This is a genomic window from Bifidobacterium sp. POST2/T3 (B1), assembly GCF_058197115.1.
This window is the reverse complement of sequence record NZ_JBVPQK010000078.1, coordinates 1-10,614: the sequence shown is the minus strand read 5'-3', so window position 1 is coordinate 10,614 and position 10,614 is coordinate 1. Positions and strand designations below refer to the sequence as shown.

Below are 10,614 nucleotides of genomic sequence, written 5' to 3'. Positions count from 1 at the left end.
GGGGCAATAGACTGGGGAATCATGGTGGACATCCAGGATGCAGGGCAGGCGCTGAAGCGGTATTTCGGATATGAGTCTTTTCGCCCGGGTCAGGAGGATCTGGTCAAGGCCATCCTGAACGGGCAGGACTGCTTGGGTGTTATGCCGACCGGTGCCGGCAAGTCCATCTGCTATCAGATTCCTGCCACCCTTCTGGACGGTTTGACCATCGTCATCTCTCCCTTGGTCTCCCTGATGAAGGACCAGGTGGATGGGCTGGAGGATGCCGGCATCCAGGCCTCATTCGTCAATTCCACCCAGGACATGGATGAGCAGTCCCTGGCCCTGGCTCAGGCTGCCCAGGGACGCAGCAAAATCCTCTACGTGGCTCCCGAGCGTCTGGATGCCCCCAGATTCAGGGAATTCGCCCAGCATACGAGGATCTCCCTGCTCGCTGTGGATGAAGCCCATTGCGTATCCCAGTGGGGTCAGGACTTCCGCCCTGCCTACTTGGGTATCGGGGACTTCATAAGATCCCTGCCCAGCCGGCCCACGGTGGCAGCCTTCACTGCTACGGCGACCGAGAAGGTCCGGCGCGACATCGTATACATGTTGGGCTTGGACGACCCCTACGTGGCGGTGACGGGATTCGACAGGCCCAACCTCTTCTTTGACGTGATCAAACTGGAGAGCAGATACAAGAATCGCTGGGTGGTCCAATACGCTCTGAAGCATGGAGACGATTCGGGCATCGTCTACTGCGCCACCCGCAAGGAGACCGAAGCTCTGGCCGATGATCTGACCAAGGCTGGTGTAAGCGCTGTCAGCTACCACGCTGGCATGGATGCCCAGGACAGAGAGCAGGCGCAGCGGGACTTCGTCAACGACAAGGTGCAGGTGGTCGTGGCTACCAATGCCTTCGGCATGGGCATTGACAAGTCCAACGTGCGCTATGTCATCCATCACAACATGCCCGAGAGCATCGAGGCCTACTACCAGGAAGCTGGCAGGGCAGGACGTGACGGTGAGCCCGCCCGATGCTCCCTGCTGTGGAACGAGAGCGATATCGTCACTCGCAGGCGCCTGCTGGACATGGACAATGGCAATGACAGACTGACCGGTGAGCAGGCTGAAGCGGTCAGGGCCGAACACCGGCGTCTGCTCAACGTCATGATCGGTTACTGTCGGACCACCGGTTGCCTTCACCGGTACATGCTGCGGTACTTTGGCGAAGAGGTGGACCAGGCTGCCGCGGGTCTTTCGCCTGCGGAGGCCGACAAAGGCAAACCCGTCCTGGTCGGGCATCCCGACACCGGCAGCACCGGCTGCCAGAACTGTTCCAACTGTCTGAGCACCTTCAAAACCATCGATGTCAGCGATGTGGCCCGTGCCATAAGCAGGTGCGTGCATGACGTGAATCAGGGGTTCGGCTCCGGCAAGATCGCCCAGATTCTCCGGGGCTCGCGCTCGCAGGACCTTCTTCGGCGAGGGCTGGATCGGTGCCCCAGCTATGGCGTTCTGGCCCAGATTCCGGAGGCGCGCATTCGCGACGTGCTCAACCAGATGGCCTCGGACGGATATCTGTATATCACCGAAGGACGGCTGCCCATGGTCCATTTCGGACCCAAGGCCGCGCAGACGGTAAGTCCGGATTTTCATTACGAAATCAAGCGGACGGAACGCCCGAGTACTTCAGGCAAGGTCTTCGGCGGCGGGTCTTCTTCGACCGTCGATGATGACGGTCTCGAGCAGGCCGGCGCAAGCGATGCCAGCCCAGAGGACGAGGAACTTTTCCAGAAGCTGCGCGATTTGCGGACCAGCATAGCCCGCGAGATCGGCAAACCTCCCTACATTGTCTTCTCCGACAAGGCGCTGCGCGATATGTGTCGTCTGCGTCCAGTTGATGATGCGACCTTCTTGGCCGTCAACGGGGTGGGACAGCACAAGCTGGAGCAATATGGGCCCCGGTTCATGGGGGTCATCTCCGAATTCTCGGCGGGAAAAGGAGCGAATGTGGTCTTAGGCGCTGCCGGATCTGATAGGTAGGTCCGCCTACCATGAGGTATACATGACTTCATCGCGGCTGCCTTTCAGATTAGGCGCCCGAGAGGAAAGGAAACAACAATGGCTGACAAACCAATCGTAGAGAGCTTCCAGCTGGATCACACCAAGGTCAAGGCGCCCTACGTTCGCCTGATCGACGAGGAGAAGGGCCCTCAGGGAGACATCATCTCCAACTATGATCTACGCCTGGTTCAGCCCAATCAGAACGCCATTCCAACTGCCGGGCTGCACACCATAGAGCACACGATTGCCGTGCTCCTGCGCGAGCGCATCCCTGGCTATATCGACTGCTCGCCTTTTGGCTGCCGGACGGGCTTCCACCTGCTTGCCTGGGGCCGTCATTCGACCGAAGATGTGGCCAAGGCTCTGAAGGAGTCGCTGGAGTTCATCGCCGAAAAGGCCACCTGGGACGACGTGCCGGGCACCGAGATCACCTCCTGCGGCAACTACCGCGACCATTCGCTCTTCTCGGCCAAGCAGTGGAGTCGTGATATTGTCGCTGCCGGCATCAGCTCCGATCCTTACGAGCGCAAGCTGGTCTGAGCGCTGACAGGCAAACAACAGGGCCTGAGGAGGGGGTAGGTTCCTCTTCTCAGGCCCTGTTCGATGCAACAGGTGAAAGCTCAACTACGCAGTATGGTCTCGATCTGTTTCATCTGGTCGTCATCAATCTGCATAGCCGGTTCGCGGATGCGTGTGCTGATGGGCAGACCCTGCAGTCGCACAGCTCCCTTGATGGCCGACACGAACAAATCCGCAGTGTCGTAAATAGCCATCAAGTGGTTGATGCGTCGGGCCTTGTCTAGTGCGGTTTGGTAATCGCCATCTTGATAGGCCTTATGCATGGCAACGAAGGTTTCCGGCTCCACGTTGGTCAGGCCTGATAAAACACCGTTGCCTCCACAGATGCGGTTGACCATATAGTATTCGTCGAATCCTGAGAACACAGAAAACTCAGGGCTGACATGCCGGACTGCCGCAACGACTCGACGTGTGTGGCTGATTGTGTCCACGGTATCTTTGATGCCAACGATATTCGGGCATTCCTGGGCAAGTCTTGCGACCAGCTCCGGGGAGCAGTCGTTGCCTGTACGAGCAGGGAAGTTATAGAGGATCACCGGCACAGTCGAGGCATGGGCGATGCTGGTGAAATACCTATAAGCGGTTGGTTCCGAAGGGCCGAAATAATAGGGGCTGACAGCCACCACGGCATCGGCGCCGATTTGTCCGGCAAACTTGGTCAGATCCATGACCCGGTCCATGTTCGTGTCGCCAACTCCGACGAATACCTTCATGCGTCCTTGTATATGGTCGACGGCGAATTGCAGGGCCGAGCGCTTCTCTTGGAGATCATAGGCATAAAACTCGCCGATGCTTCCGAACAGGAGCACCCCGTTGATGCCAGCCCGGATCAGATGGTCCAGATGTCGTCCCCACAGGTCGGTGTCGATGACTCCTTGATCGTCGCTGACGGTTATCGACGGGCAGAAAATCCCCTCAAATTTGGCTGATAATGTGCTCATGTTCACCCTTCCGAAGTAAGCGTATCGGTATCGATTCCATAGGCCCTCATGGCATTGTGCTTGAAGAAGTCCTCATCCGGGCCAAAGGTATCCAGCATCAGTTGCCAGTGTTCCCTGAGCGAGGAGTGTACGGTGACTACCGGCCAATTGGAGGCGTAGAGGATCCTGTTCGGGGGAAAGGTATCCCTGACGAAGGCGACGATGTCGCGATCGACCGGCTGGTCGCCTGACACCTTGATGTAGCAGTGCGGCAGGGCCGCCATAGCCCGCATGGCTTTTTTGCAGGCTGGTGACAGGTTGGGCATATTGCCCATATGATCCATGATGACAGTCAGGGAAGGAACCTGAGAGAATGCCTGGGCCATGTCCGGCAGTTCTGCGCCCCTGTTGCATAGCTCGAAGGGCATCCCCTTATCAGCCATGGCGTGGAGCCCGGCGATGAAGGAGGGTTCAAAGCAACGGCCGCGCGGGGCAGATTCAGTATGCAAGGGCTCTCTGATGCCCGTAGCATTGATAGGTACCCTCATATAGGGCCCTACCTGTGCCCTTAGCATTCGGGCGAGAATTTTCGGGTCATCGTTCTCATAGACCAAGCGGTCCTCTAATAGGGGGTCATCCGAGTCAACTTCCACATAGACTCCGCCCAAAAATTCCACTCCCAACTGCCCGTACTCGTCTTCCAGCTCATGAAGGGGAAAGCTCCGGTTCAGTGATGGCATTCCTTCCAGCCAAGGCAGATGTTGCCGTTCAAGATTCCACATGTGGAAGTGAGCATCGATGACCTGCAATTGTCGCGCCATCTCAGGCTCCCTGCTCAAGGCATATGTGGCACCCACGAAAAGCATACAAGGCGATGTAGAGGAATCTGGGAGCGGTTACCAGCATGGCGACGGTGGCCTGGGAACCGCCTTTGCTTTGCGTATTTGCATTTTCCATGGCAGAGCTCAATTCAGTGCCCGGTCCAGGTGGACGTATCCGCCATCGACAAACACCCATTGGCCGGTGGTGTGTGATGCGCGATCAGAGAGCAGGAAGGTGGCGGTGTTCCCGATCTCCTCGGGTGTGGTCATGCGATGTTCCAGGGGGATCTTGTCTGTGATGGCTGAAAGACGGGCTTGCTGGGCCTTTTCATCGCCAAACGTCTTGATCCAGTCGGCGTAGAGGGGGGTCCAGCATTCCGAGACCACGATGGCATTCACCCGTACGTCATCGTGGACCAAGGCTGCGGCCCATTCTCTGGTCAGGCCCAGAACTGCGCCCTTGGCCGCCGCATAGGCGCTGGTCTTGCCCTGACCGGTCACGGCGGTTTTGGAAGTGATGTTGATGACGGATCCGTGGCTTTCCTTGAGATAGGCACAAGAGGCGTGCATGAGTTCGTAGTAGTGGGTGAGATTACCGTGTACGGAACGCTCGAACTCCCGCCAGTCAGTAGTTTCCAAGGCCTTGTTGTCGTTGACTCCAGCGTTGTTGACTATGCCATCGATATGGCCGAATTCCTTGTGCACCTGCTCCACAATGGGGGCTATGCCGTCGGTGTCATTCAGATCCAGAATGAAGGTCCGGTAGGTATCGGTATAGGCCTCGATGTCTTTGCAGAACTGGTCCCTGGCTGACTCGTCACGGTCTATGACTGCGGTTATGGCGCCCTCCTGGGCCAGTTGTAGGGCGATGCCCCTGCCGATGCCCTTGAAGCCACCGGTGATGATGAATACCTTGTTTTTGAGATGCAGATCCATTAAAGCTTCTTTGTCTATATGAATGGATGATTTGCTAAGGCTCCGGCGATTGGGCCTGGTTTTGATTGAGATGACCCGGAGTCACTCCTGGTGGAGGTAGCGCTGTGCAGTCTCCACGGTCATTTCAGCCCCGTTGCCGGGAGCGGTTGGCGCTTGATACATGCCCTGGCTGATACGCACGGGGTTTACGAAATATTCGTGCTGGTTGTCCACGTATTCGATCATTCGGCCCTGCGTGGTGCAGGAGACGGCTGCGTAGTCGAACATGGCAAAGTGACAGACCATCTCGCACAGTCCGACCCCGCCAGCGTGGGGGCATACTATCTTGTGGAACTTGCGAGCCAGCAGGTATTCCAGAACTATCTCCTGGGGGCCCGCCACTCTGGTGGCGTCGATCTGCATGATACCGAAGGCATTGGCCTGTAGGAATTGCTTGAACATGATGCGGTTCTGCATCTGTTCGCCGGTTGCCACGGGAATGGGATTGATGGCCCTGGCAATGGTTGCGTGGCCGATGATGTCGTCGGGGCTGGTGGGCTCTTCGACCCATGCCAGGTCGAAGTCATGGAAATGGTTGATCCAATCAATGGCTTGCGGGACGTCCCAGACCTGGTTGGCATCGACGGCCAGACGCACGTCGGGGCCGATGGCATCCCTGGCCAATCCCAGACGGCGTATGTCATCATCGAGGTTCTGGCCTACCTTGAGCTTGATTTGCTTAAAGCCCTTTTCCTTTGTCTCTCGTTTGGCAATCTCCACCATCTTTTCGTCGCTGTAGCCGAGCCAGCCTGGTGCTGTCGAATAACCGGGATATCCGTGCTGGCGAATGTCCTCGATGCGCTCCTGCTTGCCGGATTGCCCATCCTTAAGAATGTCTATGGCCTCCTCGGGACGCAGGGCATCGGAGAGGTATCTGAAGTCCAGGGTGCTGACCAGGTCTTCAGGGTCCATTTCAGCCAGCAGCAACCACAAAGGTTTCCTCGCTCTTTTGGCCTTCATGTCCCAAAGGGCGCTCAGCAGTGCGCCGATGGCCATATGCTCGACTCCCTTTTCGGGTCCCAGCCAGCGCAGCTGCGAGTCATGGACCAGTAGGTCCCAGGCCAGGCCCATGCTGTCCAGCAGACGTTCAACCTCCAGGCCACACAGAGTCTCGCCTATGGAATCTATGGCTCTGCATACAACATCGTTGCCTCGTCCGATGGTGAAGACCAGACCGCACCCTTTGATGCCATCGTCAGCCGAGGTGTGTATTTCCACATAGGCGGCCGAATAGTCCGGGTCCTTGTTCATGGCATCCGATCCTGACAAGGTCAGAGAAGTGGGAAAACGAAAGTCATACGTTTTCACCGCAGTGATAGTACTCATCGTGGCTCCTTTGCCAATCTAGTGAACATAGACATCAGTATAGGCGCAGAAATAGAAATTTGAAAAGTAAACATATAAAAATTCTAATCTCGACATGAATGTTATCGCCGCCTCAATGGTTACGATTGTTGGGTACTGGAAAGGATGCACATGGCCAGACAGGAACCCGGCAATCCGCACGTTGGCGCTATAGCCGAGCAGCTCGGCATCTCGGCTTCGACCGTTTCCAAGGTGATCAACGGTCGACCGGGCGTGGCGGCAAAAACCCGTCGGAGGGTCGAAAAGGCTTTGGCTGATCAGGGCTATGCACATCCGCTCGTCAGTACCAAAATCGCCCAGACCATTGAACTGGTGGTGGATTATATCGCCAACAATGGCACCATCGAGATGATACGTTATGCCTCGAAGTGGGCTTTGGATGCCGGTCTGGCTCTGACTGTGACGCAGACCGATCACCAGCGGCGTGCCGAGGAATGTCTGAGGGGGATCATTGATCGCAACCCGCTGGGTGTGATTACCCAGATGTCCTCCATAGACCAGAAGGGCAAGAATGTGCTCAAAGCAAGAGGCATTCCCTTGGTGGCGGTCGATCCGGTGGACCTGGTCAACGATGAGGACATGAGCATAACGCTTGACAATTGGACTGGAGGATACCAGGCCGCAAAATGCCTTCTTGATGCCGGGCACCGGCGCATTGGCGTTATAGCCGGACCGGCGAATGTGCAATCCGCGCAGGCCAGACTGGCTGGATACCGAGCAGCATTGGCAGCCATTGGTGCCAGCCTGCCGTCTAGCGTGGTTCTGCAGGGAGACTATTTGCCCGACAGAGGGTACCAAGCCGCCTGTGATCTGCTGGACCGTGCTCATCCTCCGACCGCGATCCTGGCCTGTAACGACTTGACAGCCGTCAATATCTACAGAGCGGCGCGTGAACGTGGACTGGAGCCCGGTCAGGACCTGTCTGTGGTCGGATTCGACAACGTCTATCCATCCTCCTACCTGATGCCTGCCCTTACCACGGTGGATCAGCCATTTGATCTGATGGCCAGGATGGCCGTGGGAATGATTCTCGATGCACGACAGGGCAAGGAGTTCCAGCGGCATGTGGTCATGCCGACCCGTCTGGTCAGCCGACACAGTGTGGTCAATCTGACCCATGCCAGTCATTTGCAATCGGAAAGTCGGGTTCAAGAGGCCGCACAATAGCCCAAACTATTCCCCGATTCGCTCAATGCGTACTCACTTCATGACTGTCTGCTGATGGATACACTCGTACTTCGGCAATCGCAGGGGCGGGTTTCGTCCCTGCCGCACCGGTCGAGAAAGAGGTAGCCACAGTGAGCAGGTACGCGATGGAAACTGCACGTTGGATCCGTCATGCCACCATGGACGACTTTGAGGCGATCATGCCTGTCTACGCCTACGCCAGAAAGCGGATGGCCGAGACCGGCAACCCCCGTCAGTGGGGGGACAAGTACCCTCTGCCTGAACGCATCCGCGAGGACATCGCCGGGGGCCACACCATGCTCTTGGTCGATGATGCAGCTGGTATGGATCAGATTCCTGAGGATCCCGTCTACCCTGAACCGGAGTTGGACGAGCACAAGGGCAGCCATGAGCGCATCATCGGCGTTTTTGCTCTCTTCCATGACCCGGAACCAGATTATAAGGTCATTGATGGCAGCTGGCTGGACGACCGGCCCTATACCACCATCCATCGGGTGGCCGCCTCGGGACTGGGGCGTCACGCGGCCGGGGACCTGCTCGATTGGAGCATGCGCCGGTACGAGAACATCCGCGCCGATACGGGACTGAAGAACTACGCCATGCAGCACATCCTGGAGACCCATGGCTTCACCCGCTGCGGCAATATCATCATGCCTGAAAACAAGGAGATCGAGAACGTGCGGGTGGCCTATCAGCTGCACAATCGTCCCCTTGACCTGGCTGAGCGCGAAAGGGCCGCTAAGCGCTTGGTTGCCGTCTGAGGACGGGTTCCGACCGTCGCAGCGCCGTCGCACAATGGAGCCATGACATTGAGTGCAGCACCTGAATGGCAGTTCTCCGGGCCCGAGGGCCAAAAGCATTACGAACAAGCTCTTCGGGCCTATCCCGGCCAGATCATCGTCGACTTGAGGACCTTGAAGGCCAATATGGCCACCCTGGTGGATCTGGTTCATTCCACGAACCCTGGTGCTGCAGTCATGGGTGTGGTCAAGGCCGATGCCTACGGTCACGGGCTCATCCCTACTGCCCTGGCGGCCTTGTCCGGCGGGGCCACCTGGCTGGGCACTGCCCAGCCCAGCGAGGCCCTGCGTCTGCGGCGAGCAGGCATCGGCCCCGACCGTTGCCGGATACTGTCCTGGATGTTCAATGGGGACCGAGCGCCCTTCGACCAGCTGATCCAAGCTGACATCGATTTGGGCGTCGGTTCCTTGGAGACTATGGACAAGGTGGCGCAGGCGGCAGACCAGTTCGGCAGACCTGCCCGCGTCCACATCAAGGTGGACACTGGCTTCGGACGCAACGGCTTCACTCCTGAAACCTTTGGGGATGCCCTGCGTGAACTCTCCCGCCTGGCTGCACAGGGTCTGTTGGAGCCTGTGGGGCTTTTCAGCCATCTGGCTGTGGCCGACATGCCTGGGGTTGATGAGTTCGTGTCGTCCACTGACGAGCAAATCGCCCTCTTCGAAGAGTTCTATGACAGGATGACGGCCGCAGGCATGAAGCCTGAAATCCGGCACCTTGCCAACACCGCCGCCACGCTCAGCCGCCCAGGGATACGTTATGACCTGACCCGTCCTGGCATCGGCCTGTATGGGTACGAGCCCGATCCTTCCATGGGGGTTTCGGCGGATTATGGTCTGCGTCCGGCAATGACCCTTCAGGCCCAGCTGGGCACTGTCAAGGATATGCCGGCCGGTCACGGCATCTCCTACGGCCGCACCTATTTGACGGAGAAGCCCACAAGCACGGCCATCATGCCCTTGGGATACGCCGACGGGATCCATCGGTCAGCCTCGGGCTTTGACCGCGAGGGCGCTATGGGCCGAGAGCATCTGGGAGGTCCCGTCCGTCTGATGACTCGTCAAGGGCCCAGGTTGGTTCGTGTCGCAGGAAGAGTCTGCATGGACCAGTGTGTACTTGATCTGGAGGGCATGGCTTCCGACTTGGGAGTGGACGAGGGCGATACCGTTGTTCTCTTTGGGCCAGGCCAGGGGGAGGACAAGGCTGAGCCAACCGCTGATGACTGGGCACGGGCCGCTGACACCATCAGCTATGAGATCTTCACCTGCCTGCGTAGTAGGATCCCACGGCTCTACCTGGGTGTGCATGAGGTGGTCGAACCCTCCGACCTGCACCTGATTGCCCCTGAATCCATTCTTTGAGACCACTATCACAGGTCAAACCCGGACTTGGGGCCTTGTCAAGAGGCAATATAAGTGGTGAGATGAGGTTATGACTACATATACAGGAAATGAACCCAGCAATATCTCATACACAGCCGTAGCTGACATCACCGGAGGCCGCGAGGGCCATGCGGACAGCCACGAGCCCGATCTTTCCCTGGACTTGGATACACCCAAGGCTATGGGAGGCAAGGGCCAGGGCACCAACCCCGAGCAACTCTTCGCCATCGGCTGGGGTGCCTGCTTCCAGGGAGCCATGGGACTGGCCGGCAAAGAGTTGCGCGTGCCAGCCACCAAGCTGGCCCAGAGCAAGGTGCGCACTCACATCTCCCTTGGCGACCAGGGCGAGTCCTTCGGCATCAAGGCTCTGATTGAGGTCTGCCTGCCCGGCGTCGATCGTGATCTGGCTACCCGTCTGGTGGAGCGGACCCAGGAGCTTTGCCCCTATTCCAAGGCCACAGCGGGCAATGTGCCCACTGAAGTGGTGGTCGTGGATAATCTGGACTGAACGGAGCGGGCGCGCCTGATGGGCACTGA

At 58.0% G+C, this 10,614-nt stretch carries 11 protein-coding genes; 6 read left to right on the top strand and 5 right to left on the bottom strand.

Translation table 11 applies throughout. From position 1 onward, the window contains the following. The first annotated feature begins 21 nt into the window (after nt 1-21). On the top strand, nt 22-2,025 hold the full coding sequence (locus AC0AP0_RS05400) for a RecQ family ATP-dependent DNA helicase (protein ID WP_490429630.1): 2,004 nt from the start codon (nt 22-24) through the stop codon (nt 2,023-2,025). Between the two features lie 78 nt (nt 2,026-2,103). Then, on the top strand, nt 2,104-2,586 hold the full coding sequence (locus tag AC0AP0_RS05395; RefSeq protein WP_029678668.1) for an S-ribosylhomocysteine lyase: 483 nt from the start codon (nt 2,104-2,106) through the stop codon (nt 2,584-2,586). A gap of 80 nt (nt 2,587-2,666) precedes the next feature. Here the strand turns inward: AC0AP0_RS05395 and AC0AP0_RS05390 are convergent, their stop codons facing one another. From AC0AP0_RS05390 to AC0AP0_RS05370, 5 genes are all read right to left on the bottom strand, one after another. Beyond that, nucleotides 2,667-3,566 (bottom strand): dihydrodipicolinate synthase family protein, encoded by a 900-nt coding sequence (locus AC0AP0_RS05390; protein ID WP_110425565.1) that lies wholly within the window; start codon nt 3,564-3,566, stop codon nt 2,667-2,669. A gap of 2 nt (nt 3,567-3,568) precedes the next feature. Continuing rightward, nucleotides 3,569-4,366, bottom strand: coding sequence for an amidohydrolase family protein (locus AC0AP0_RS05385; protein WP_490429629.1), 798 nt, complete (start codon nt 4,364-4,366; stop codon nt 3,569-3,571). Nucleotide 4,367: 1 nt separating this feature from the next. Then, entirely contained in the window at nt 4,368-4,502 is a 135-nt protein-coding gene (locus AC0AP0_RS05380; protein WP_490429628.1) for a hypothetical protein, read from the bottom strand. Between the two features lie 8 nt (nt 4,503-4,510). Beyond that, on the bottom strand, nt 4,511-5,302 hold the full coding sequence (locus AC0AP0_RS05375) for an SDR family oxidoreductase (protein WP_489932389.1): 792 nt from the start codon (nt 5,300-5,302) through the stop codon (nt 4,511-4,513). A gap of 81 nt (nt 5,303-5,383) precedes the next feature. Further along, complete coding sequence (locus tag AC0AP0_RS05370) at nt 5,384-6,667, bottom strand: enolase C-terminal domain-like protein (RefSeq protein ID WP_211119755.1); 1,284 nt, start codon at nt 6,665-6,667, stop codon at nt 5,384-5,386. 150 nt (nt 6,668-6,817) lie between these two features. Between AC0AP0_RS05370 and AC0AP0_RS05365 the strand changes: the two genes are divergently transcribed. The 4 genes from AC0AP0_RS05365 (at nt 6,818) to AC0AP0_RS05350 (ending at nt 10,585) form a co-directional block, all read left to right on the top strand. Further along, the gene (locus tag AC0AP0_RS05365) at nt 6,818-7,873 is read left to right on the top strand and encodes a LacI family DNA-binding transcriptional regulator (RefSeq protein ID WP_490429627.1); all 1,056 of its coding nucleotides are present in this window, start codon (nt 6,818-6,820) and stop codon (nt 7,871-7,873) included. A 146-nt stretch (nt 7,874-8,019) separates the two neighbouring features. After that, nucleotides 8,020-8,655: an N-acetyltransferase gene (locus AC0AP0_RS05360; protein ID WP_121913162.1), complete on the top strand. Its 636-nt coding sequence runs from the start codon at nt 8,020-8,022 to the stop codon at nt 8,653-8,655. 42 nt (nt 8,656-8,697) lie between these two features. Continuing rightward, nucleotides 8,698-10,056 carry an alanine racemase gene (alr, locus tag AC0AP0_RS05355; RefSeq protein ID WP_490429626.1) on the top strand — a complete coding sequence of 453 codons (1,359 nt, stop codon included), beginning with the start codon at nt 8,698-8,700 and terminating at the stop codon, nt 10,054-10,056. Between the two features lie 70 nt (nt 10,057-10,126). Further along, a complete protein-coding gene (locus AC0AP0_RS05350) occupies nt 10,127-10,585 on the top strand; it encodes an Ohr family peroxiredoxin (protein ID WP_024626651.1) in 459 nt (152 codons plus the stop codon). Nucleotides 10,586-10,614 lie beyond the last annotated feature (29 nt).

Coding starts and splice junctions, on each gene's coding strand:
- AC0AP0_RS05350 (WP_024626651.1), top strand. CDS start 10,127: ATGACTACATATACAGGAAATGAACCCAGCAATATCTCATACACAGCC.
- AC0AP0_RS05360 (WP_121913162.1), top strand. CDS start 8,020: ATGGAAACTGCACGTTGGATCCGTCATGCCACCATGGACGACTTTGAG.
- AC0AP0_RS05395 (WP_029678668.1), top strand. CDS start 2,104: ATGGCTGACAAACCAATCGTAGAGAGCTTCCAGCTGGATCACACCAAG.
- AC0AP0_RS05375 (WP_489932389.1), bottom strand. CDS start 5,302: ATGGATCTGCATCTCAAAAACAAGGTATTCATCATCACCGGTGGCTTC.
- AC0AP0_RS05380 (WP_490429628.1), bottom strand. CDS start 4,502: ATGGAAAATGCAAATACGCAAAGCAAAGGCGGTTCCCAGGCCACCGTC.
- AC0AP0_RS05370 (WP_211119755.1), bottom strand. CDS start 6,667: ATGAGTACTATCACTGCGGTGAAAACGTATGACTTTCGTTTTCCCACT.
- AC0AP0_RS05385 (WP_490429629.1), bottom strand. CDS start 4,366: ATGGCGCGACAATTGCAGGTCATCGATGCTCACTTCCACATGTGGAAT.
- AC0AP0_RS05400 (WP_490429630.1), top strand. CDS start 22: ATGGTGGACATCCAGGATGCAGGGCAGGCGCTGAAGCGGTATTTCGGA.
- AC0AP0_RS05365 (WP_490429627.1), top strand. CDS start 6,818: ATGGCCAGACAGGAACCCGGCAATCCGCACGTTGGCGCTATAGCCGAG.
- alr (WP_490429626.1), top strand. CDS start 8,698: ATGACATTGAGTGCAGCACCTGAATGGCAGTTCTCCGGGCCCGAGGGC.
- AC0AP0_RS05390 (WP_110425565.1), bottom strand. CDS start 3,566: ATGAGCACATTATCAGCCAAATTTGAGGGGATTTTCTGCCCGTCGATA.